This is a genomic window from Bartonella sp. AP4SXKL (assembly GCF_042195845.1).
GTDB lineage: Bacteria > Pseudomonadota > Alphaproteobacteria > Rhizobiales > Rhizobiaceae > Bartonella.
Window position 1 is genome coordinate 131,070 of record NZ_JBHIPA010000001.1, and the last position, 25,783, is coordinate 156,852.

A 25,783-nucleotide genomic window follows, 5' to 3' on the forward strand; every position below is an offset into this window, starting at 1 on the left:
AGTTTCCATTTAAGTTTAACCAAACATTATTACTGAAAATTTCCTTATTTATGCCAAAACTTCTTTTATGACTATAACCTTAATGTTGTTATTGAGTGGTGAAAAAGGCTTCATCATTAGAGGTTAGTTTGTTGTTTTATAAGTTTAGCTTACTCATAATTATATCATAGAAAAGATATCACTAGATTAACGTGATAATGAGTGATAAACGAAGCTCTCAATAAATGCGTGTGTTATTGAAAGGTAAGAGATATTTATCATATTTTTCTCTGTCGAATCAAATAATATATCGATGATGCTGTTTTAGGTATTTTGATGGGAGCACCGGTTTATATATTGCGGTTATTCAATAGGAGTTGTCGTATTTTATTGGTTTATATCGCCTATTTGAAAATAGGAGCTTGGCTACAGATATCAGGCTAAATCTATAAATCTTTTAAAATAATCATTAAATTTCTAAAAATCTTTATATTCTTGTTATAAGTCGATGTTCAAGCTATACAGTAATTTTCAAAGTAAAGGTCTATTTTGCTCAGTATGCTTTTCATCTTAATTTAAGGGCTCATTGTTTAAAGAAAGAAAAACTCTGATGGCGGATTATACATCAACTCTTATGACAAGTTTAATAAGTTTATGAATAATGGCCTTTTCTAGAGTCGTAAGGAAATTAACTTTATGAACAACTTCATTTGTTTGGTTTCTCATGCCGTTAATGATGATCCGAATACTATTTATTATTGTTTTAGAAGTGATATGAGATGTATTGAGCCATCACCCATTATAAATTGAAAAGTAAAAACACATGCGATGTTGCGAAAAGTGAAAGAACATTAAGTATCTATAGCGTTTATAGGTTTATTGATGAGCATTTTAGCGTGTAAGAGGAAAATTAAAGTATGAATTTGAGTGAGTTAATAGCACCGGAAGCGATCATTCCGGCTCTTAAGGCTAATTCGAAAAAACAGGTTCTGCAAATTTTAGCCGAAAAAGCTTCCAAGCTAACAGGTCTTAGTGAGCATGTGATTTTTGATGTTGTTTTACAACGCGAGAAGCTTGGTTCAACGGGTTTGGGTGGAGGTATTGCGATTCCTCATGGAAAATTACCTGATATTAATCGGATCATTGGTATATTTGCACGTCTTGAAAGTCCTGTTGATTTTGAAGCTCTTGACGACGAACCTATAGATCTCGTTTTTCTCCTTTTAGCACCTGAAAATGCTGGTGCAGATCACTTAAAAGCTTTATCACAGATCGCACGTGTTTTGCGTCACACTGATGTTGTACAAAAGTTGCGCAGTACGCATAATGCCAATGCGCTTTATGCTTTATTGATTCAAACTTCAGAATCAAATGCAGCTTAAAAGTTATTATGAGCGTATAAATTGCGAGGTATGCACTACAGAGCGTAGGAAATAATATAATTTGCATCTTAAGACTAATAACAAAAGGTTATGTCATGAGATTTAAGAAAATTACTTCTAATTGAACCTTCTTTTTAAAGAGCAACCAACAAAAACGAAGGGCTTTTCCTTTCTTGTTCTCGTATATTAAAGCATCTAATTATTATGTTCGTGGATTCTTTTATCCTGTTATACTGTAAAAACACTATCATTTGAGATATGGTGAGATAAATTCTGTAAGTTTTCTTAATATATTAAGTGCTTTTAGAGTGCGTGGTAAATATTTTAAAACAGGACTTGTCTGTAGAGCCTTTAGTTAAGTGAATCACATGAGTGGGAAGAAAAGAGGAGATCGCTCGACAAGAATCCAAACTTTTTCAGTCCAGATTGGATTAAGAATCTTCGTCCTTTGAAAGCGGGAAAGAAATCAACAGAAAAGTTTATTTGTGCATTGAATTTTTTTGTAAGTTGAGTTTGAGTGTTTAGGGATAATATTTTAATGCTCAAGAAGAAATAAGAGATATATTGTATCTTCAGTATAGCAAGATATTAATTTTAAATATAATTCACTATTTCGCATGTTGGATGAGAGATCCGAATATTGTAAAATTCTCTCATTCCAAACTTGTTTATGTTGAATCAATCAAAACCATTTCCTTGCACGTTGTAAACGGAATTAGCGTGTGGATAAAAACTGTACAAGAAAGGGGTAAAAATGCTTCTTATGAATCGTCTCAAGTATTGAGGGTTGCAGTAAAACATTGGGAGCTGGAAAATAGTGTTATGATGCCAGCTTTCTTCTTCACAAGTGGAGAGATCAACTATTTTATAGATATGATTTAGATGTCTGCTGTTGTATAGAGCTCATGCTAAAGAACAATTTTGTACGGTAAGAATGAAAATTATACCTTTAGGTTGGGTGAAAGAGTTTTTATGCATAGGAAGATTTATTTAAGTGTCTTTAATTGATTAAAATATTGTTTAAAAAACGGTAATGTTAGAACTGCTATAGAAAAAAGTTTTATATTTCTTTTTATAAATTACTTAGAAATAAGATAAGGAGACTTTCCCAAAGAATTCTTAAGAAGTTTTTTATAACAGAAAGAAAAATATCGTCTAATACATTAAAATAATACGATTAAGCTATTATAAGCTACTAAAATCATTTTAGAAATTAATAATTGGAGATGAAGTATATAGGGAAATAAGATCAAAAGAAACAAAATTGTATGTGATTATTGAGATAGAATCTAAATTCTTTATGTTTTATTATTAATACCTTGATAATATTTTATTATTTTTACAAGGTCTTTTGAAGGTTGAGAAAAAGTGTTATCGGGACGATATTGAATACGAAATATGAATGCACTATAATGAGTAAAAGGTGGAGTATTTTGCGAACATAAATGTATTGAATGCATAAAGTCGAGAAGTGATATTCGTAAGGCGATTAAGCTTTTTTGCGGGGAGTCCGGGGTGTATTTTCAAAATTTTGCATCAGATTGCTTGTGATATAAAGAGTATGGTTTATTTCTTAATAGTGTGATGGTATATTTTCATCTCGTTTTGAAGTTCTATAGCTTAAAGAAATCGTTTTTTATACAAAAACGAAATAAGTAGCGTAAAATGAAGATGTTATTTTTTAATGTGGTTATTGAATAAGAAGTTTATTTTTTGGTAACGATTAAAAGGTCATAATGAAACGTAGAAATCTATTTTGATTAGTTTGAAAATATTTCGCTTATTGAAGGAATTAGGACAATAACACATGAATGTCGGGGAGTTTTTGTTGAATTTTTCCAATGAAGAAAATCTTGTTAGAGACTAAAGAAGTGAGCTAAATGAAGATGTTTGAAAAGACTGTTATTGCTGCATCTGTAATGGTTCTTGTTACAGCGGGAGTGGCATATGCACAAACGCCAAGCCGTTTAAATCAATTTGAAGCGTGGGGAGCCTATTCTTATAAATCGCCCAAAAATACGATTTGCTATGTGTTATCGGTACCTTTGAAGGCTCTTCCAACGACAGTTAATCATGGTGATAACTTTTTCTTGGTTACCAAGCGTTCTCATTCACCTATTTCGTTTGAACCGCAGTTTATGGCTGGTTATACCCTTCAAGAAGGGTCGAGAGTGACAGTGACCATTGGAGGTAAGGACTTTGATTTTTTCACGAAAGATTCCTCAGCTTGGCTGGCGTCATCAGAGCTAGAAAAGCAGCTTGTTTCTGCTATGCGTGCTGGAAGCAATATGACAGTGCAAGCGATATCAAAACGAGGAACGCATACCACTTATACTTATTCCTTAAAAGGGGTCACTGCTGCATTAAATGCAGCTCAAAAGTGCCATTAAGGTTTCGATAACTCTAAAATAGTGATGTGAATTGGAAAGCAATGGCCATTTCTTATGACCTTAGACCAGTTGGTTCATGTTTTGCACGAAAAACAGATAATGTGGTCGTGAAGGAGAGTTCTAAGCTCTCTTTAATTGGTTTGTCGCAAGATGAAATGATGCAAGCTTTAAAGACAGTTGGTGTACCAGAGCATCAAACGCGTATGCGTGTGCGTCAGCTTTGGCATTGGCTTTATGTGCGTGGTGTTTCAAATTTTGATGAGATGCTGAATATTTCTAAAGCAATGCAAGAAACACTTAAGTGTCATTTCTCCATTGCGCGCCCAGAAATTGTTGGAGAACAAATATCAAAAGATGGTACGCGTAAATGGCTCTTACGTTTTCCTGCACGTGGAGCTGGAAGGCCTGTTGAAATTGAAACGGTTTATATCCCTGAAGAAGGACGTGGTACTTTATGTCTTTCATCGCAAGTAGGGTGTACGTTAACCTGCTCTTTTTGCCATACGGGAACGCAGACGCTTGTTCGTAATCTGACCGCAGAAGAAATTTTGGCACAATTATTGGTTGCACGTGATTGTTTGGGTGATTTTCCTGATAAGAATACCCCTGATGGAGCAATTGTTCCCATTGAAGGACGAAAAATTACCAATATTGTTATGATGGGAATGGGAGAACCTCTTTATAATTTTGAAGCTGTTAAAAAAGCTTTATTGATTGCCTCTGATGGCGATGGACTTTCTTTATCAAAACGTCGAATTACGCTTTCAACTAGTGGAGTTGTTCCTGGAATTATCCGAACTGGAGAAGAAATTGGTGTTATGTTAGCAATTTCACTCCACGCAGTACACGATACACTAAGGGATATGCTTGTTCCCATTAATAAAAAATATCCGCTTGCTTTACTAATGGAGGCTTGCCGTAATTATCCTGGTCTTTCCAATGCAAAACGAATCACATTTGAATATGTTATGCTGAAAGATATCAATGATAGTTTAGATGATGCTAAGCGATTGATTCAGTTATTGAAAGGGATTCCTGCTAAGATTAATTTAATCCCTTTTAATCCGTGGCCAGGGAGTAATTATCAATGTTCTGATTGGGAGCAAATCGAGCGTTTTGCTGATGTCGTTAATCAAGCGGGCTATGCTTCTCCTATTCGGATACCGCGTGGACGCGATATTTTAGCTGCATGTGGACAGCTTAAATCAGCTTCAGAGCGCTTACGTAAATCTGAACGTTTACGACTTGAAAATGCCATTGGTCATTAGGTAACGCAATTTTCAGCGATATCGAGGCCTATACTTTTTTGTTTGTAATTTAATATCCAAACTTCATGCGATGGCATATGTGAGACAGAGATTAAGATGGATAAGTGCTAGACGAACAGTTTCAGCGTTTATATGCTAAATGGGGTAAGAGATTGTCTATAGTCTGTTTACATAATCTCTGAAATAAGAAGGAAACCTAATTTAGAGGGAATATGAGGTCTTAAGGATTATAACTAATTTCTACCTTATTATCATACTCGTTAATTCGGTTTTATGTCTTTTAAAAGCATCTACGGTAATATCTTTTAAAAAGTGGAGATTGTGCACTGCCTCATGCTTTTGTTTATTATTTTCTTAAATAAGATCACGCATCACAAGCAAAACAGAGGATCTAAAATATAAATACCATTGAGTTATCCATTGATATGTTTTTTAAGTATCTCTTAGTACACTCTTCATATCACGATAATGCTTGTGAGGAGTATAACAAAAAGCTTCTGTAAATGTATTGTACTCCTACACCTTTATGTTTAATAAAGGTGTAAATTGGTACCACCATTCTATTTTTCAGCTCCCAATGTTGTAACAGCTTTTAGTACTTGAGATGGTTTATAAGAGGTGTTTTTATTCTTTTCTTAGATAGTTTTTATCCATACGAAAACTCCAGCTTCTCTTGTGATGTACAAAGGAAAGGTATTGTTTTATCCAAAACAAACAGGTTTGAAATGAAAAAATCTTATAATATTTGTTTTTTTTATTTAAATTAAAAGCGATACATTACACGTATAAATCAATGTTTTGTAACCACAAGGAGATGGAGGGCAAAGCTGGTAAAAGTACCAGCAATAAGCCAGTCGAGAAAGCGAATATAAAGAGGGTTCTTTTTGAGAGTTTTGGTAAGTTTATGCGCTGTAAAAACGATTGCAATTGTAATGGGGAAAGAAATAGGAATATAAGAGAGTCCTAAAAAGAGCAATTTTTGTGTTGCCATAGGATCATTCGCATTGATAAATTGTGGTAAGAATGTCGCGTTAAAGAGTATAACTTTAGGATTGAGAAGATTAATTCCAATACCAGCAAGATAGTTACGTTTAGCGCTTTGAGATTTAGAAGATGTCTGTTCAAAGGAAAAAGTGGGGTTTCTCCGTAAAGCTTGAAAGGAAAACCATAAAAGATAAAAGGCGCCAACAATTTTCAGAAGAACAAAAGTATGTGGTGCAGCAAAAATAAGCGCTGATAAGCCAAGTGCTACAGCGGTAACCTGAATGGCAAACCCTGTTGCACTACCCAAGGCGCACATAATTCCAGCTTTTTTGCTTTGTGTAATGGTTCGTCCTACAGAAAGCATCATATCTGGTCCTGGAATAAGTGCTAAAATCAACGATGCTAAAGCAAATTGTACAACAATAGACCACTCCGGTAGAAATGACACGTAAATCTCCTTTTATTTTTAAGCAGTGTTCACTATTTATACTTTGAGGCACCTTTATTTACGCTTTTTGCGTCTTTTTAATGTTGCTTAAAAAGAATTTATTTTTATATTTCTTGCATCGTTTTGATTTTTGGGTAGAAATAAAAAAGTAGCTCATATAGAACGTTAAAATGAAAAAGTGGCAAAATATTAGAAAAGTTGTTTTGGCTTATTCAGGTGGATTGGATACGTCAATTATTCTTAAATGGTTGCAAAGTGCGCTAGGTGTTGAAGTTGTAACTTTTACAGCAGATTTGGGGCAGGGGGAAGAGCTAGAACTTGCTCGTCGTAAAGCTGAAATGCTAGGTGTTAAAGAGATCTACATTGAAGATTTGCGCGAAGAATTTGTGCGTGATTTTGTGTTTCCGATGTTTCGAGCCAATACCGTTTATGAGGGGACTTATCTTTTAGGAACATCAATTGCACGTCCACTTATTTCAAAACGCCTTATTGAAATTGCTGAGGAAACAGGGGCAGATGCCATTGCTCATGGAGCAACAGGAAAAGGCAATGATCAGGTACGCTTTGAGCTTTCCGCTTATGCGCTTAATCCTGATATAAAGATTATTGCTCCATGGCGTGATTGGGATTTTAAGAGTCGGACAGATCTCTTTGAATTTGCTCGTATTCATCAAATTCCTGTAGAAAAGGATAAGCAAGGTGAAGCGCCTTTTTCAGTGGATGCAAATTTATTGCATTCTTCATCAGAAGGAAAGATTTTAGAAGATCCAGCACTTCCTGCTCCTGAATATGTCCATATGCGTACTCTTTCGCCGGAAGATGCTCCAGATCAAGCAACCAGAATTACTCTTGGCTTTAAAAAAGGCGATGCTGTTTCAATCAATGGAAAAAATTTATCACCTGCAACTTTACTTGCAGAGTTAAATCATTATGGGCGCGATAATGGTATTGGTCGGTTAGATTTGGTAGAAAATCGCTTTGTGGGTATGAAATCACGGGGTATTTATGAAACACCAGGTGGAACCATTCTTTTGACGGCTCACAGAGCTATAGAATCTTTAACGTTAGATCGTGGCGCAGCTCATTTAAAAGATGAATTGATGCCACGTTATGCAGAACTCATTTATTATGGATTTTGGTTTTCGCCGGAACGTAAGATGTTGCAGGCAGCTATTGATTTATCTCAAGAACATGTTGAAGGTGAAGTCACGTTAAAGCTTTATAAGGGGAATGTAATTATTGAAGGGCGCCAAAGTAAAAAATCACTTTATTCCAGTGAGTTAGTAACTTTCGAGGATGATCAAGGTGTTTATGATCAAAGAGATGCAACTGGTTTTATTAAATTAAATGCTCTACGTTTGCGTACATTAGCAATGCGTCATCAAGGTGATAAAGAAAAGAAATAGAAAATTACGGTGACAAGTGTAATATGGATTAGTGCTTTTGTATGAAATGCCTAGTTTAAGCATTTTTCTGTTGGTTTTTACCGTTCTTTCGTTCAATACTAGAAGCTTATCTTCTGCGCTAATAAATATAATAAGCAAAACCCATGATAATAATAGCAATGAAGGCTTCGATAATCAAAACAGGTCAATTTTGCTTTATAATATTGAATGTTTTTGATTTTTATCAGAACAAAATATATTTATAACGAGGGCGGTTTTTGTATAGTGACTTAAGAGTATAAAGAAATTTTCATCTTTTTGCTTGCTATTATTGACGAATAAATTCAAGAACCATACACCCTATTTTGAAAGAGTGTAATTTTTAGGATAAATAATGATGCGTGATCAGTGTGATACCCTCAACCTTACGCCTGAATTAAAAGATGCAGCTTCTCAATCGAGAACTTGGCCATTTGAAGAAGCACGTAAGATTATCAAACGGTATGAAAAAACGGGTTATCCAGACAGTGTGATATTTGAAACAGGTTATGGCCCTTCTGGTTTACCGCATATTGGAACTTTTGGGGAAGTTGCACGTACAACCATGGTGCGTCATGCATTTCATATTCTCACGGAGAATAAAGTAAAAACAAAATTACTTTGTTTTTCTGATGATATGGATGGTTTGCGCAAGGTTCCTGAGAATGTGCCTGATCGCGAGAGGATGGAACATTATCTTGGTCAACCGTTGAGCCGTGTACCCGACCCTTTTGGAGATGATTATCCTTCTTTTGGAGCGGCAAATAATGCGCGGTTACGGGCTTTCCTTGATCGTTTTGGTTTTGATTATGAATTTGCAAGTGCTACGGATTATTACAATTCCGGTCGTTTTGATGAAACACTTTTGAAAATCCTTGCCTGTTATGACAAGGTTATGGCAATTATTTTACCAACATTAGGTGAAGAACGGCAAGCGACCTATTCACTCTTTCTACCGATTTCTCCCTTTTCTGGAAAAGTATTACAGGTACCGATGATTGCGCGTAATGTTGAAAAAGGGACTGTCACTTATATTGAACCTGAAACAGGAGAAACCATAGAAACAGAGGTTACGGGGGGCAAAGTTAAGTGTCAGTGGAAGGTAGATTGGGCAATGCGTTGGACAGCACTTAGCATTGATTATGAAATGGCCGGAAAAGACCTTATCGATTCCACAAATCTTTCTTCTAAAATTTGTAAAGTATTAGGTGGAACCCCCCCAGAAGGATTCAACTATGAGCTCTTTTTAGATGAGAAAGGGCAGAAAATTTCCAAATCCAAGGGAAATGGCTTAACCATTGATGAATGGCTTACTTATGCCCCAACAGAGAGTTTAGGGCTTTATATGTTTTCAAAACCTAAAACAGCAAAAAGGCTTTATTTTGATGTTATTCCTAAAGCTGTAGATGAATATTATGCTCATCTTTCTGCTTATGGTCGTCAAAAATGGCAAGAACGGCTCAGTAATCCTGTATGGCATATTCATAATGGTTGTCCACCGCAGGTTGATTTGCCTGTATCCTTTGCGATGCTTTTAAATTTGGTAAGTGCTTCAAATGCAGAGAATGCAGAAGTTCTTTGGGGTTTTATTTCTCGTTACGCTAAAGAAGCAAATGCACAAACTTATCCAGAACTTGATCAATTGGTGAAGTTTGCCATTAAATATTTTGATGTTTTTGTTAAACCAAACAAGAAATTTCGTATACCAGATGATAGCGAACGAGCAACATTAGCACAAATTGATGAAAAATTAGCTCATTTACCTGAAACTGTTGATGGCAACATATTACAAAATATGCTTCTTGATGTTGCAAGGTTAACGGAACGCTATCAAGATCATAGCAAAAAAAGCCCTGAAGGTGGGCCTGGTGTTTCTAATGTTTTTTTTCAAATGTTGTATGAAGTCCTTCTTGGACAAGAGCGAGGTCCACGATGGGGATCATTTATAGCGCTTTATGGGATTAATGAAATGCGTGCACTGATTGCTGAAACACTTGCACGTCCTGTGGAGGAATAATGGAACGAAGAGTGCAGGAAGTAAAGCGACGCCGTACATTTGCAATTATTGCTCACCCAGATGCGGGGAAAACAACATTAACAGAAAAGCTTTTATTGTTTGGTGGTGCTATTCAACTTGCAGGAGAAGTAAAAGCCAAAAAAGATCGTATTCAAACCCGTTCTGATTGGATGAATATTGAGCGTGATCGTGGTATTTCCGTTGTGACTTCGGTGATGACGTTTGAATATGAAAATCATATTTTTAATCTCCTAGATACTCCAGGACATGAGGACTTTGCGGATGATACGTATCGCACTCTCACAGCTGTTGATAGTGCTATCATGGTATTGGATGGGGCACGCGGAATTGAGCCAAGAACACTGAAATTGTTTGAAGTATGTCGGATGCGGGATATTCCTATTGTTACTTTTATCAATAAAATGGATCGTGAGGCACGTGATCCTATAGAGCTTTTAGATGAAATTGAAGAAAAGCTTGCTCTTGATACCGCCCCCATAACATGGCCCATTGGGTCGGGTAAAGATTTTGTCGGGACCTATGACCTTCATCATAACCGTTTTCGCCAAAAAGATGATGAGATAACACAGCGGATCGTTTCAAATCCCAGTGAGGTTGTCCATTTACTTCCCCAATATCAACGTTCCACTTTTCTTGAAGGAGTAGAACTCGCTCAAAGTGTTTGCAAGAATTTTGATCTTCAAGCTTTCCGTGAAGGTCATATGACACCGGTTTATTTTGGTTCAGCTTTGCGAAATTTTGGTGTTCGTGATTTGATCAATGCGCTTATAGATTTTGGTCAAAGTCCTCGTGATCAAAGTGCAGATCAGCGCAATGTCATAGCAACTGAACCTAAAATGACGGGATTTGTTTTTAAAATTCAAGCGAATATGGACCCTAATCATCGTGATCGTATTGCATTTTTTCGGGTATGTTCTGGAACACTTGAACGTGGTATGAAAACAAAGTTGGTTCGAACAGGAAAACCGATGACACTTTCGGCTCCACAATTTTTCTTTGCGCGTTCGCGCCAAATTGCTGATCAAGCCTATGCTGGTGATATCGTAGGGATCCCTAATCATGGAACATTGCGTATCGGCGATACTTTGACTGAAGGAGAAGATATCCTCTTTAAGGGAGTACCAAATTTTGCACCAGAGATTTTGCGTCGTGTTTGTTTAGGCGATCCAATGAAAGCAAAAAAGCTCAAAGAAGCTTTGCAACAAATGGCTGAAGAAGGGGTTGTACAATTGTTTATTCCTGATGATGGGTCGCCTTCTCTCATTGGTGTTATTGGTGCTTTGCAAATTGATGTCTTAAAAGAACGATTAAAAATAGAATATTCTTTGCCAGTGAATTTTGAGTCTGCGCGCTTTAATTTATGCCGTTGGATTTCAGCGCAGAGCAAAGATGAGTTGCAAAAGTTTCTCAGCAATCACCGCTCTGCTATTGCGTATGATTTAGAAGGTGATCCAGTTTTTTTAGCGGAGAACCATTTTTCATTAAATTATGAAGCAGAAAGAGCTCCTAAAATAAAATTTTCTGCTTTTAAAGATTATCAAGTACGCTCTTAAAATAAAGAAGAATTTTTTATGTAACAATTTGGTTGATAATGATTTTTCATATTGAGTTGGGGATCTGAATATTGTTATTTTTTCTGAAAACAAAAGGAGTATGTAAAGAACACTTTCAGATTGCACTGTATAAAGAATACGGTAAATTTATTTTATAATATTCAATAAGTTATAATATATTTGTAATTGTAACGTCTTTTAAAATTTTGATATATTTTTTCACAATAGCTTAAGACAAGGTCATATATTTCAGTATTTTGAATGTCAGCTAAAAATCTCCTGTATAAATAGAGCTTTTCAGTTTTTTCTTGTATGAAAATTGTATACAGTCAAAATAAAGCAAATAATCAATAAGATGAAATTTGTTATTCCCAATATGAGATCATATGACTTATAAACCACGTGTCTTTTCTATATCTTCTGGAATGGCTTTTTTGCCTCACTTTGTTGAGGCACTGCTCTCCGGTACCCTTATTGATAATTTCGCTCCCAATGGAGACATTCAAACTGCCCTTGCCGATAGCCTTATTTATGTTCCGACACGTCGTGCTGCTCGCGCTTTACGTTTAGCCTTTGTTGAAAGAAGCGATACACAATCAACTTTCTTACCAACCATTCGTGCTCTAGGAGATGTCGATGAAGACAGTTTCCTTTTTGTTGAAAATCATACCAGCACTCTGAATCCACCCATTGGAAAAAGTGAACGCTTACTGCTTTTAGCGCGCCTTATTCGCCCATGGCGTGAAAATTTACCTGCGCATCTGCGTGCCATGTTTGGTACAGAAGATGTACTTATTCCGGCTCATAGTGCTGATGCAATTTGGCTTGCTCAGGATTTAGCGCATTTGATGGACGAAATTGAAACAGAAGGAGCAGATTGGTCGAAACTTAAAGATATTGCACCTGATATGGTCGCTGAATGGTGGCAAATAACGCTCGACTTTCTGACTATTGTTACGCAAAATTGGCCACAAATCTTGACCGAAAGGCAACGAAGCAATCCCGCGGAATGGCGTAATCAAGCACTCACAATGCATGCAGAGACTTTGCGATGCACGCAGCCTGATAAACCTATCATTGCTGCTGGTGTGTCAGGTTCTATGCCCGCAGTTTCTCATCTTTTAAAGGTTATAGCTTCTCTGCCCAAAGGGGCTGTTGTTCTTCCTGGCCTTGATCTTCATATGGATGAAGAACAATGGAATGCACTAAGCACAAGCAATAAAGAAAAAACAGCTTGTGATTTTTTTGATCCTGCAGAAAATGTTTTTAGCCATCCTCAATATCATTTAAAAAAACTTCTAACTCTCATGGAGTGTCAACGTCATCATGTTTGCGAAATTGGCCAACAAAGTATAACAAAGAAAAAACGAATGGCTCTTTTATCAGAAGCACTCCGACCTGCTTCTACAACAGATAAATGGATACAAATTGTCCGTGATGATTATGAAAATCTTTGTGCAGATTGGTCATTTATTGAAGCTATAAATGAACGTGAAGAAGCTCTCGCTATAGCTGTTACCTTACGCAAAGCTATTGAAGAACCTCAAAAAACTGCAGCCCTTATTACAAATGACCGTAATTTAGCACGCCGTGTTGCTGTGGAATTACAGCGATTTGGAATTGAAGCAAATGATTCAGGCGGAATACCACTTGCACAAACATTGCCTGTAACTCTCTTACGACTTATCTTAGAAAATGTATTGCAACCTGATGATCCCATTGCTTTTCTTTCTCTTCTTAAACATCCCCTTACAACACTCCAACAAAATCGTCATCGTTTACGGGAAATGGCAGAAAATTTTGAACTTTTTGTTCTTCGAGGGAATACAGGGCGTATTAATCTTTGCGAATGTGATCAATTTCTTGAAAAATGGATTGAAACATCTTTTCATAATAGTTCTGAAAATAACACCCTTGATCAGCAGAAATGTGAAGAAGCACGTCTCTTTTGTCATCTTTTAAAAAAAGCTGTTGAGCCTTTAACGTCTCTTATGAAACAAGAGAAAGAATGCACCATCAATGAGGCTGCAATAGCAACTGTTGAGGTTTTTGAAAATTTTGGTCGCAATGAGGATAATTCTCTTGCACATCTTTATCAACATGAAGCAGGACAAGCCTTATCAAATTTTTTGCGTGAATTGGTCAGTGATCAATCGGGATTAACATTTCATCTTTGTGAATGGCCCGCTATGTTTTCTGCCATAATAGCAACCCGTTCCGTCGCACCTTCGCCTGGAGGACATCCACGTTTATTCATCTGGGGTACTTTGGAATCGCGTTTGCAAACGGTTGATACAGTGGTCATTGGTGGTCTTAATGAAGGATCATGGCCGATATCAACCCGAAATGATGCTTTTTTATCGCGACCGATGAAAATGATGTTAACTCTGGAACCACCAGAACAGCGTATTGGTCTTTCCGCGCATGATTTTCAATGGGCGATGGGAATGGATAAAGTGGTGATGAGCCGAGCACTACGAGTTGATCATGTTCCTTCTCTCCCTTCACGCTGGCTACAACGCTTAGAAACTGTCGTAGGACAACAAGTTTGGAAACAAATCCGTGCACGAGGTGAAAAGATACGCCATTGGGCAAAGATGCTTGACAATACGGACATGTCTGCTTGTGCAACACGCCCTTGCCCTGTGCCACCCATTGCAGTGCGTCCACGTCATTTTTCCATCACCGAAATAACAACGTTACGCCATGACCCTTATGCCATTTATGCTAAAAAAATCTTAAGGCTCAAACCACTTAAAGCCCTTATTCATGACCCTGGTGCTTCTGAACGCGGAACACTTTATCACGCTATTCTTGCAGATTTTTGCACACAAATAAAAAATCTAAATGCTGCAAATGCATTAGATGTGTTGCTCGCTATTGGACGTAAAGAATTTGATAAGTTTAATTTGCCTGCTGATGTTGAAACAATCTGGTGGAATACATTTGAAAATCTTGCTCCCTTTATTTTGCAATGGGAACAAAGTCTAGAACCCCGAATACGACATTCGGAAGTGGAATCGCAAAAAATACCCATAGGTACAACAGGTGTAACTCTTTCAGGACGTGCTGATCGTATTGATATATTGCCAAACAAAACGGTTGAAATACTTGATTTTAAAACGAGTACACCCCCTTCATCAAAACAGGTTCGCGAATTATTATTTCCACAATTAGCATTGGAAACCGCTCTATTAATGAGAGGAGCTTTTACAGATTTTCAAAATCTGTCCCCCTCAAAACTATTTTATATTCCTCTTAATGGAAAAGGTAAGATTACTCCTCAATTAATTCTTTCAGAAAAAGCGGAAAAAGATCACCAAAATGTTATTAATCTTGGTGAAAGGGCGTGGGAACATCTTATCGCGTTAATGGAGTATTATCAAAATCCACAACAAGGCTATCTTTCACACGCAGTCCCTATGTTAAAACAATATGAAAGTGACTATGATCATCTGGCACGCTTATGGGAATGGTCAAATGGATTTCATAAAGGAGATCAATCATGACTCTTTTTTCTATTCCTGAAGCAGCCCTTGATGCACAAGCAACAGCAACACATCCAAAAACACATGTATGGGTTTCTGCAAATGCAGGATCTGGAAAAACCCATGTTCTAACCGAACGCGTTATTCGTTTGCTTTTAAACGGTACTTCTCCAGCACGTATTTTATGCCTTACTTACACGAGAGCCGCCGCCGCTGTTATGCAATCGCGGATTTTTCGCACACTCTCCAGCTGGAATGAACTCGATGATGCACAGCTTAAAGAAATCTTATCGAAGTTTGAAAACAAACCTATCAGTGCAACAAAAATAACCTATGCGCGCCAACTCTTTGCTCGTGCTTTAGAAACACCTGGTGGTTTGAAAATACAGACTATTCACGCATTTTGCGAATCTCTCTTGCATCAATTTATGCTAGAAGCCAATATTGCTGGACATTTTGAACTCATAGATGATATCAACCGCAAGAAATTACTACAAGAAGCCCGCTGCCAACTTTTAAAGCATCATGATATACAACCCGCTCTAAAACAGCTGCTTAAGGTTATCAGTGAACATACTTTTAACCAATTGCTGTATGAAGCAGCTGAAAAGCAACATAAACTGTCTGATTTTTTGTCTTCTCTTCTGTCTGAAAATGGAGAAGAGAAATTGCGGGCGCTGTTTAATTTAGCACCTGATGATACAAATCAGCAATTACTAGAAAAAATTCAACAGACTGCTCGTCTTCCTCTTTATGCTCTTAACCATTGTGAAACCCATGGGAATAAAAACACTAAGAGTATCATTGAAAAACTTCCCCAATTAGAAACCGCTTGTGATGAAGAAACTATCATTGATATTGTTTCAAATATTTATTTTACAACAGAAGGTAAACCTCGTAATTTTGCACTTATATCGTCTAAAAAATCAGATGAAATTTGGCCTTTTATTCAACAATTGATTAAAGATAAACAAAGCAAGCTTTCTGTTCTTTTAGAAAAATATCACTGTGCAAAAGTTGCCACCCTCAATATGGCTGCTTTTCAGCTTTGTGCCCTTTATCTCAAAATTTATGCAAATTTAAAAAAAGCCAATGGTTTTTTAAACTTTGATGATCTCATTGAGCGCACACTCCATTTGTTACAGCGCAAAGGTGCAAGCCAATGGGTGCACTATAAACTTGATAAGGGTCTTGATCATATTTTGCTTGATGAAGCACAAGATACGAACCCTGATCAATGGAAAATTATTCAACTTTTAGCGCAAGAATTTTTTACAGGTCATAGTCAACGTGACAATATACGTACTCTTTTCGCTGTTGGAGATGAAAAACAGTCTATTTATTCCTTTCAGGGCGCTGCACCAGAAAATTTTGCTGCAAATGGCAAAATTATTCAAAAAAAAGCACAACAAGCAAAGCAGAAATTTGAAAAAATACAATTGAATTACTCTTTTCGCTCCACAGCCGATGTTCTTAAAAGTGTGGATCTTGTCTTTGAAACACCAGAGAATTATAAAGGGCTTTCAGCAGAAAATACAAAAACCATACACGAAGCTATCCGTACTCACAGTCCAGGTGAAGTTATTTTATGGGATGCCATTTCTAAAGAAAAAGACGAATTTCCTGATGATTGGCATGTAACTGTTGATCATTTAGATATACCAGCAGTACGTTTGGCAGAAAAAGTTGCTGAAACGATTGCAGGCTGGTTACACAAAGGAGAAATGCTTCCAGCAAAAGGGCGGTTATTGCGTGCTAGTGATATTATGGTTTTGGTTCGTAAGCGTGATCAATTTGCCCTAGCGCTTTCTCGTGCCCTTAAACAACGCAATATACCCGTCGCTGGTGCAGACCGTTTACAGCTTATAAAACATATGAGTGTGCGTGATTTAATGGCACTCGGACGTTTTGTTTTGCAACCACAAGACGATTTGTCTCTTGCTTGTGTTTTAAAAAGTCCACTCTTTGCGCTTAGCGAAGAGGAACTTTATCAACTTGCCGCTCACCGTACAGGCTCCCTTTGGAAAAGCCTTTGTGAACAGGCATCGTCGCATATTCCTTTTAAAGATACTTTTGAAAGCTTGAGTCAATATCGTACTTTAGTGGATAAAATACCAGTCTTCGAATTCTATAGTCATATCTTAAATGATGATAAGGGACGACAAAAAATTTTAGCGCGCTTAGGCTCGGAAGCCAATGATGTGCTTGATGCTTTTATGGACTACACACTCGCGATTCAAAAAACGGGGTTACCAGGATTACAAGCTTTTTTGGAAACATTAAGTGTCAGTGAACCAGAAATTAAACGTGAGTTTGACCAAAATCATGAAGAAATTCGCATCATGACTGTTCACGCCGCAAAAGGACTGGAGGCTGCTGTTGTATTTTTAGTTGATCCCGGTAGTGCGATTTGGCATCCCCAGCATGCGCCTCACTTGCTTAAAGTTCCTTTAAACAATGCACAATGGAACGGAAAACAAGCCTTTATTTGGCATCCCAATGAAAAGTTTGATACAAAACTCTCTAAACAAGCAATTTCATATTTAAAAGAGCGTGCTGAAGAGGAGTATAGGCGCCTTCTTTATGTAGGAATGACACGCGCTGAAGATCGCTTGTTTGTTTGCGGGTATACAAATCAGAAAACGCCATCTCATACATGGTTACAACTGGTAAAGAGAGCTCTCGAACCGCATGCGGTAGCTATAAAAGGTCCTGCGGAAGATATTGCAGCTTGGCGTTATTGCATTACACCGCCTTCTTCTACTTCTATAAACCAAAAAATTTCTTCCGTTGAGTGCCAAACACTTCCACCTCTACCAGACTTTTTCTCCCATAAAGTCCCAGCAGAACCGGTGCTCCCAAAACCGTTAAAACCGTCAGTGGCGAGCCTTTCCATTGAAGCTGATACAGAGCTATTCTCAAATCCAAAACAGTTTACCACTTCACCTGTTTTAGGAGCCATGAACACAAACAGAGCTTTTTCCATTGAATATGGTAATCTCGTTCACCGATTGTTACAGTATTTGCCCGATTGTCCCCCACAAAAACGTCGAGATTATGCTCGAAACTATCTCAATATCAAAGCCTCTCATTGGCATGAGAGCCAAAGAGAAGATGCTCTTTGCCATATTTGGAAAATATTAGATCATGTTTATCTCAAACCCCTTTTCTCTGAGCATTCACGTGCTGAGGTCTCCTTAATGGGTATTGTGAAAATTCGTGGAAAAGAACAAGCAATCTCTGGTCAAATTGACCGTCTCTACATCACGCAAAACAGCGTTATCTTTGCAGATTTTAAAACAGGAACCCCGCCAGAAAATGAAGCTGCTATTGCTTCCCATCATTGGTTGCAAATGGCTCTTTATCGAAAATTATTGCAAGCTATTCATCCCGATAAAGATATACAGGCTCTGCTTATCTACAGTAAAGAAGCCAAAATTTTTAAACTTCCTCCAGAAAAACTTGAGGCATTTCTTAGTGAAGTTGCCTTATAAGTTAGTCTTTTCCCTGCAAAGCATTTTTACACTTTATTTACTTTCATAAAATCGCTCAAACAAACACAACGCACAATCCCTGGTATAAAAAAGTCCTTTAATAATTTATCTTTGCAATAACTTGATATGAATTGTTATTATACCAATCTATAAAAGGTGAATATAAAGGATAAATCAATGACGTGTATAAAAGTTGATAAGGACAATTTCGAAAGTGAAGTTCTAACCTCTTCCACCCCTGTTGTGGTTGATTTTTGGGCAGAATGGTGTGGCCCTTGCAAAGTGATTGCTCCAATGTTGGATGAAATTTCAATAGAAATGCAAAATCAAGTTAAAATTGCTAAGGTAAATATTGATGAAAATCCGGAACTGGCTACCCAATACGGAGTACGTTCTATCCCTACATTATTAATGTTTAAAAATGGAAATATTTCATCGAATATGGTTGGCGCTACCTCTAAAGGACGTCTTTCTGAATGGATAAAAGATGGGCTTAGTTAATTCCACATATAATCACTATAAAGGAGAGAAATTTTGTCTCTCCTTTTGACTTTTTTAAAATATTCTTTTTTGCATTATATTATAATGAAAAGACAATAAAAATCAAAATTTTAAATGAATTTAAGAATTCGTGCTTTTATGCATGATTCAATTGACCATTTTTTATAAAAAATTGCTTTGTATGAAGAATATATGCAATTCTTTCCTTATAGGCGCGTTAAAAATATTGGGTTAATGATAATTTCATTAAAGGTATTTCTTCTTAGATAAGACTATTGAGATAGATAGTGTTTTCAACACATAAAGGGAGATTTTAAGCAAAAACTTTGCAAATTACTTTTCTGAAGCTCACAATTTTTAAGCAGAAAGAGACAAGCAATTCACTACAGGTTATATAATGCTCTTCTAAAGGGTTATCACTTCAATTTAAAATTCTCTTATACTATTCTCTAAAATCAAAATTGTAGGTATCAGATTCTCTAAAATAAATTGATGAATTTCTATAAATTAACGGCTGTCCTTTGCAATTTATGTCATTGTTATATAAAAGAGTCAGCATTTCGTTTCATCTTCCATGGTTGGTGCCTCCATGAAGCCTTCTTTATGTTGTCCATCATCTCAGATTTCATAGGTAGTACTGAGGTATTATCAAATTAAAAATGATGATGTTCATGTTTTTTTAAAATGTACGAATTGTAAAAGACTGTTGCAAACATTCAATGGAATGTTGCGCTGATCTAACTGTTACATGACGCCCATGTTCTTTATAGTGTAAGGTGAGTGCAAAAGTGGCGAGTTCTAAAAGAGCTGTATTTCTTTCTGGCCATTCAACAAGTAAAATATTTTTCTCACGAGCTTCATGAAGCCCTAATTCATCAATTTCTTCTGCCATAGAAAGGCGATAAAGATCAGCATGAATAATTTCAAACTTTGGAAGTTGATAGCTTTGCACAAGAGTAAAAGTAGGGCTTGGAACATCCATAGTGTTATCGTTCGCAAGTGTTTGAATGATTGTACGTGCAATGGTTGATTTTCCAGTTCCAAGATCTCCTTGCAGCGTTACAAGATCTCCTGGCTTTAAAGAAAGAGCTAAATTTTGTGCAAAAAGCTTTGTTGCCTCTTCATTTTCAAGAAAAAAACTAAAATTCATTAAAAGTTCCATGAAATGGATGAAAAATTTTTGTTATCATAAAGGTTAAAATTAAAAAATCGTATCTCCTTTGGAGAGTGGGAAAAAACATTTAACTGTTGTTCCTTTTCCAGAACCGGTAAGAATTTCAACATGTCCACCGTGTAGTTCAACGAAACTTTTTACAAGGGAAAGGCCAAGACCCGCTCCCGCACGCCCACCATGGTGTGAATGGGAAGAAAAACGTTTAAAAATACGATCAAGAACGTCTTCTGGGATGTCAGAGCCCTGATTGTGAACGCTAAAGACAATGTTATCATCTTGTTCATCGACGCAAAATTCAATAGTACTCGCCTCCGTTGCAAAATTAATAGCATTACTCAGTACATTCACAAAAATTTGATGCAAGCGCTTTTCATCAGCAGAAATAGAATTTAAGGAAGGAGAAATTTGTTGTAAAAGCGTAATATGCCGTCCATTAAGGCGATCTTCTACACGTGCTACTGCTTGTATCATAGCATCTGCAATATTAACCGATTTTATGTCCAACTCCATAATGCCTGCATCAAGGGTAGCAAGATCAAGAATATCGTTAACAATATTTAAAAGAGTTCCTGATTCTGAATGAATATGCCCAAGATATTCTTGTTGACGTTTATTGATAGAGCCGAAAATTTGATCACGTAAAATATCCGAAAATCCAATAATATTGGTGAGAGGTGTACGCAATTCATAGGAAACATGTTGGACAAATTCATTACGCAAACGATCAGCACTTTCTAATGCTTCATTTCTTTCTTGAAGAGCACGTGCAACATGGACAGTATCTGTAACATTCACAAAAGTAAGCATTGTTTGTCCATCGGGAAGAGGAACCAGAGTATAGTCAATAATCATATCATTTTTAAGATCTATACGACCTGAATATGTTTCACGTTTTTCAGCAAAACCGGTAATGAATTTGGTAAATTGATCCCATTCTTGTCCTAAGGTTAAGGCTGAACAATGGCTTTGTAACTGTGTAATATGGGTCCCTTCTACCAGTAAATTATAAGGAAGAGACCACAATTTCGACAAGGCAGGATTCGATAAACGAAGGCGTCCATCAGTACCAAAAACAACCACGCCTTCGGAAAGTTTATCAAGTGTTTCACCTTGTATTTTAATAAGTGTATTATAACGGCGTTCAAGATCAATTTTTTCTGTAAGGTTTTCGTAAAGCCAAGTGACACCTCCTTGTGGATGAGGGTTCGAGATAACACGCACCGTACGCCCATCTGGAAGATTCCAAATTTGTTGGTTCGATTCTGTTTGTCGATAGGCTTTAAAAAGTTCTTCTTTCCATGCGCGCCAATCGGGGTGTTCAGCAATGAGCCCTTTTTCACGTAGACGTTCAAGAAATAATGTATGGCTTGGTTCACTTTCTAAAAAGGAAGTCTCCAACGGCCATAAAATTTTAAAAGCATGATTACAGAATTTTAATTTTTGGTTTGTATCAAAAATAGCTACAGCTGTTGAAATTTGGTCAAGTGTTTCACAATGGCTTTGAAGAACATAACTTAATTCATGAGCAAGATTTTCATATGCGCTGTCATCACGCGCAAAAGCTGCCATCCCTTCGGCTGTTGTAATACGTGTGAGATGAAAACGATGTCGTTCTCCATCAATAACTGTGTGAACATGTTCTTGAAAAATTGTTTCTATTTCATCTGTTTTGCGTTGTGTATTTTCATTGAAAAGATCCCCCACTTCATCACTGCCTTCACGAAAATCTGTCATTTCTCTAAAGGCGCGATTGATAAAACAAACTTTTCCTTCACAATCTTTTATCCATACGGGCTCTTGAATAAGATCAAGAAGATTACGCTGCATTCTCAGTTCAGTAAGAAGGCGGGCGATATCTTTCTGTAAACGAGCATTTTCACTCTGTTGTTTTGAGATATCTTGAAAACGAGCAATAGCGACTGTTCCTGCGATGACTCCTGTAACTTGCAGCAATACATTGTTTGTGGTGGTGATAGAAAGATCAAAAGGGTGACATTTACAACGTAGTTGAGTCAATGCATAATCAAGTTCTCGCAGAGAATTTTCTTCAACCCAGAGCTCAAAACGCTGAAAATCTTTCTGGTCGATTCCTATTTTTTGCAATGCAGAAAGGGCACCAACGACACGGGGTAAGGTTGTTGGATTTTCCCAAATAAGAAGGAATTGCTCGGTTTCTTCCAGAAGCCATTCATAATATTTAAGTTTTTCAGAAAAATTTGCCTGAATTATCTTCAAAGGCTTCTGTGCAGTTTTTTTTGCACGCATAATAACAGCTAGGCACGTGAGAAGTGAAGCACAAGAAATTCCTCCACACAGCGCTAAAAGCAGCCATGGACCATTCGGCAAAGTGAAGAAAAATGGTAAATAACCTTCCAATGACTGAGCAAAAGCGCATGTTGGAGAAAAAAAGAAAAAAAGGCAAAATATATACGTATAGATTCGGATCTCTTTTTGAGCTTTTTCTTTGGGGTTATAGTCACCAAAGCTGAGCACGGCATCTTTCCCTTTTTTAACCCAAGGAAACGTATTAGTAACGATAATGGTTTGGTTTATAAGGTCCTTGTGGTGAGACTCCAATATAAGCGGCTTGTTCTTCTGATAAAACACTTAATTTTATTCCTAACCGATCCAGATGTAGACGTGCAACCTTTTCATCAAGATGTTTAGGCAAAACAGTGACTTCATTTGTATAGTGTTCTGAACGGGTAAAAAGTTCAATTTGCGCTAAAACTTGATTAGTAAACGAGGCTGACATGACAAAAGAAGGATGCCCAGTCGCATTCCCGAGGTTTAACAAACGCCCTTCAGAGAGCAAAATGATGCGTTTTCCATCGGGAAAGGTGATCATATCAACTTGTGGTTTAATATTTGTCCATGGCAAATTTCTAAGGGCAGCGACTTGGATTTCGTTATCAAAATGACCAATATTTCCAAGAATACACATATCCTTTACTTGTCGCATATGATCTAAACGAACAACATCTTTATTGCCTGTTGTCGTGATGATAATATCAGCACTGGAAGCAGCATCATCCAAATTAACAACTTCATAGCCATCCATAGCGGCTTGAAGAGCGCAAATAGGATCAATTTCTGTTATTTTAACACGAGCCCCAGCACCAGAAAGAGATGCTGCTGAACCTTTTCCTACATCACCATAACCACAGACAATGGCAGTTTTACCAGCGATCATCACATCTGTTCCACGTCGAATACCATCGACCAATGATTCTTTACATCCATATTTATTATCAAACTTTGATTTAGTGACGCTATCATTAACATTAATAGCAGGAAAAGGTAGAAGTCCTTCTTTTTGTAACTGATAAAGACGGTTTACACCTGTTGTGGTTTCTTCGCTTACACCTTTAATTGCCGCGCGCTGTCGTGTAAAAAAAACTGGCGTTGCATCCATACGCTTTTGTATTTGTTTGAAAAAAATTTCTTCTTCTTCTGTTTTGGGATGCGATAAAATATCTTTATTTTGTTCTGCACGACTTCCCATTAAAATATAGTTTGTGGCGTCAGCTCCATCATCTAAAATAAGATTGGAAGGATTACCATCTGGCCATTGGAAGATTGCATCTATATAAGTCCAATATTCTTCCAATGTTTCACCTTTAATGGCAAATACAGGAATGCCTGTTGCGGCGATAGCTGCTGCTGCATGGTCTTGCGTAGAAAAAATATTGCTAGAGCTCCATCGTATATCGGCGCCAATCGCTTTTAATGTTTCAATTAAAACAGCTGTCTGAATTGTCATGTGCAATGAGCCAGAAATACGCGCTCCGCGCAAAGGTTGACTGGAAGAAAACTCCTTACGACAAGCCATCAAACCAGGCATTTCAGTTTCAGCAATATCAAGTTCTTTACGACCATAAGCGGCAAGTGCAATATCTTTGACAACAAAATCTTGAGCTGCCATTCTTCATTCCTTTAAAATAAGTTTTTCCAAGACGGTAGGAGAAATTAAAAAAAAATGCAAGACAAGAAGAGGACTTCTTTATGTGAAAAAGCTCTTTTAAAATCTCCATAAATTTGTGCAAAAAATATGCATTTATGGATCTGAATAGTGATATTACTGACAGAATAAGAGATCTTCATGATAAGTCTTATTATATAAACAAAATTCTATCCTTTTCACGTAACTTTAAAGCTTTTAAAAGTTTCCAGAGGGAATACCTTTTAAATAATAAAAATGGTGCATTGCTTTACAGTTTTTATATTGATTTTTATGGGATAATATCGAAAGTAGTATACTCGTATTCTACTCACTTATGCGGTTGTTGAAAAAGGAAGAATTACTTTAATCTCATTATTAAGCTTTTTAGCAAAATAATATAAATGCAAAGCCATAGATTATCATGTTTATGGATAGGCAGTTCAGAATCGGTTCTTTAGGATTCCAATGTTGAACCTGCTCTTTGATAAAGACAGTTTATAAGAAGTGCTTTTCTCCTGTTTTCAACGATTTTTATCAAAAGACTATAGATATACGATTAAACATTTTTTGTGATACTAAATGGAGCATTAAAAATGCAAAAACATCACTCTATTGAACACTCTGATTCTAAAACCGCTAACAACGCGCTATGAATTATAAATCAAATAATTAACTCAGTTTTGGAAGAATTTATTCTAGACGAGTAGGTTTTGGGAAAATTGACCATGTGGACGAAATCGCCAGAGATAACTTGGCAAGAATGCTGCCATTGCTCTAGGAGTAACTCCTACTCCTTCTAGCGTATATCCATTCTCTATAGCTTCTTTAGAGACAATGTTATCCATTTGCAAAAAACGTATCTGATTGGCTGTTACGAGTGTTGGTACAAAAGGCAATTTACCGATTGTTCCCAAAATTCCTCCAATCAATAGACCGACAGAAAGAGGCATAGATAGGATTGTTTTTTTACGACGAATGATTTTAAGTATATTTTCAAGAGCATTTTGGAGGGTGATAATCTGGGGACCACCAAGATCATAATTTTTTCCCCAAGCAACCTGTCCATCTAAAGCGCGCACGATAAACTCAGCAACGTCACCAACATACACGGGTTGCAATTTGCTTTGTCCACCTCCAAAAAGAGGCATAATTGGTAAAAAACGTGACAAATCTGCTAAGGTGTTAAAGAAACAATCCTCTGGTCCAAAGATAACGGATGGACGGATAATAATTGCTTGAAGATGCTTGTTATGAATGATTTGTTCACCCATAAACTTAACACGTGCATAAAGACATGAAGCATTCTCGTTAGCCACAAGTGTTGACATATAGATGAGCGGAATACCAGTTTCTGCTGTTAATTCAGCAACATTGTAAACACCATCAATTTGTGTGTTTTTAAAATTCGATTGATTTGCTTGTTTTAAGCTACCGGGTAAAAACACTGCCGCATCAGCTCCAAGCAATGCGCGTGCAACAGAGGCACGATGCTTGATATCTGTTTTAAGCATTTGGGTTTGTCCTACTTCTCCTATTTGGAGCATATAATAAGCTTTTTGTGGACAACGAACAGCGATGCGAACGCGATATCCCCGCTTAGTCAAAGTTTCAACGACATGTCGTCCTACAAAACCGGATCCGCCAAAAACAGTAATGAGTTTAGGATGTTGATAAAGTGCACAATCAAGTTGCATGATTAAAAAGTCTATCTTTCAAA

General features: G+C 36.9%; 14 protein-coding genes. 9 read left to right on the top strand and 5 right to left on the bottom strand.

Annotation, left to right across the window (positions count from 1 at the left end):
• Positions 1 to 896 precede the first annotated feature (896 nt).
• From ptsN to rlmN, 3 genes are all read left to right on the top strand, one after another.
• On the top strand, positions 897 to 1,361 hold the full coding sequence (ptsN, locus tag ACFIMI_RS00565) for a PTS IIA-like nitrogen regulatory protein PtsN (protein WP_375611353.1): 465 nt from the start codon (positions 897 to 899) through the stop codon (positions 1,359 to 1,361).
• 1,886 nt (positions 1,362 to 3,247) lie between these two features.
• Entirely contained in the window at positions 3,248 to 3,751 is a 504-nt protein-coding gene (locus ACFIMI_RS00570; protein WP_375611465.1) for an invasion associated locus B family protein, read from the top strand.
• A 41-nt stretch (positions 3,752 to 3,792) separates the two neighbouring features.
• Entirely contained in the window at positions 3,793 to 5,019 is a 1,227-nt protein-coding gene (gene rlmN, locus ACFIMI_RS00575; protein WP_375638148.1) for a 23S rRNA (adenine(2503)-C(2))-methyltransferase RlmN, read from the top strand.
• A gap of 790 nt (positions 5,020 to 5,809) precedes the next feature.
• Here the strand turns inward: rlmN and ACFIMI_RS00580 are convergent.
• Positions 5,810 to 6,451, bottom strand: coding sequence for a LysE family translocator (locus tag ACFIMI_RS00580; protein ID WP_375612781.1), 642 nt, complete (start codon positions 6,449 to 6,451; stop codon positions 5,810 to 5,812).
• Positions 6,452 to 6,621: 170 nt separating this feature from the next.
• On the opposite strand from ACFIMI_RS00580, the gene ACFIMI_RS00585 reads away from it, so the two are divergent.
• From ACFIMI_RS00585 to trxA, 6 genes are all read left to right on the top strand, one after another.
• Positions 6,622 to 7,857 (top strand): argininosuccinate synthase, encoded by a 1,236-nt coding sequence (locus tag ACFIMI_RS00585; protein WP_375612782.1) that lies wholly within the window; start codon positions 6,622 to 6,624, stop codon positions 7,855 to 7,857.
• 373 nt (positions 7,858 to 8,230) lie between these two features.
• Complete coding sequence (locus ACFIMI_RS00590) at positions 8,231 to 9,892, top strand: lysine--tRNA ligase (RefSeq protein WP_375620882.1); 1,662 nt, start codon at positions 8,231 to 8,233, stop codon at positions 9,890 to 9,892.
• The gene (locus tag ACFIMI_RS00595) at positions 9,892 to 11,466 is read left to right on the top strand and encodes a peptide chain release factor 3 (protein ID WP_375638149.1); all 1,575 of its coding nucleotides are present in this window, start codon (positions 9,892 to 9,894) and stop codon (positions 11,464 to 11,466) included. Before ACFIMI_RS00590 ends, ACFIMI_RS00595 begins: the two co-directional genes overlap by 1 nt.
• A 386-nt stretch (positions 11,467 to 11,852) precedes the next feature.
• Entirely contained in the window at positions 11,853 to 14,975 is a 3,123-nt protein-coding gene (gene addB / locus ACFIMI_RS00600) for a double-strand break repair protein AddB (protein WP_375680936.1), read from the top strand.
• Entirely contained in the window at positions 14,972 to 18,448 is a 3,477-nt protein-coding gene (gene addA, locus ACFIMI_RS00605; protein WP_375692170.1) for a double-strand break repair helicase AddA, read from the top strand. The genes addB and addA overlap by 4 nt, the downstream gene beginning before the upstream one ends.
• A gap of 177 nt (positions 18,449 to 18,625) precedes the next feature.
• Complete coding sequence (gene trxA, locus ACFIMI_RS00610; RefSeq protein WP_273790200.1) at positions 18,626 to 18,949, top strand: thioredoxin; 324 nt, start codon at positions 18,626 to 18,628, stop codon at positions 18,947 to 18,949.
• 679 nt (positions 18,950 to 19,628) lie between these two features.
• Here trxA and tsaE read toward each other — a convergent pair.
• The 4 genes from tsaE to ACFIMI_RS00630 all read right to left on the bottom strand — a co-directional run bounded on the left by tsaE (position 19,629) and on the right by ACFIMI_RS00630 (position 25,760).
• A complete protein-coding gene (gene tsaE / locus ACFIMI_RS00615; protein WP_375612787.1) occupies positions 19,629 to 20,099 on the bottom strand; it encodes a tRNA (adenosine(37)-N6)-threonylcarbamoyltransferase complex ATPase subunit type 1 TsaE in 471 nt (156 codons plus the stop codon).
• Between the two features lie 51 nt (positions 20,100 to 20,150).
• Positions 20,151 to 22,616 (bottom strand): PAS-domain containing protein, encoded by a 2,466-nt coding sequence (locus tag ACFIMI_RS00620; protein WP_375612788.1) that lies wholly within the window; start codon positions 22,614 to 22,616, stop codon positions 20,151 to 20,153.
• A 34-nt stretch (positions 22,617 to 22,650) separates the two neighbouring features.
• On the bottom strand, positions 22,651 to 24,048 hold the full coding sequence (ahcY, locus tag ACFIMI_RS00625) for an adenosylhomocysteinase (RefSeq protein WP_375612789.1): 1,398 nt from the start codon (positions 24,046 to 24,048) through the stop codon (positions 22,651 to 22,653).
• 713 nt (positions 24,049 to 24,761) lie between these two features.
• A complete protein-coding gene (locus ACFIMI_RS00630) occupies positions 24,762 to 25,760 on the bottom strand; it encodes a complex I NDUFA9 subunit family protein (RefSeq protein ID WP_375671718.1) in 999 nt (332 codons plus the stop codon).
• Positions 25,761 to 25,783 lie beyond the last annotated feature (23 nt).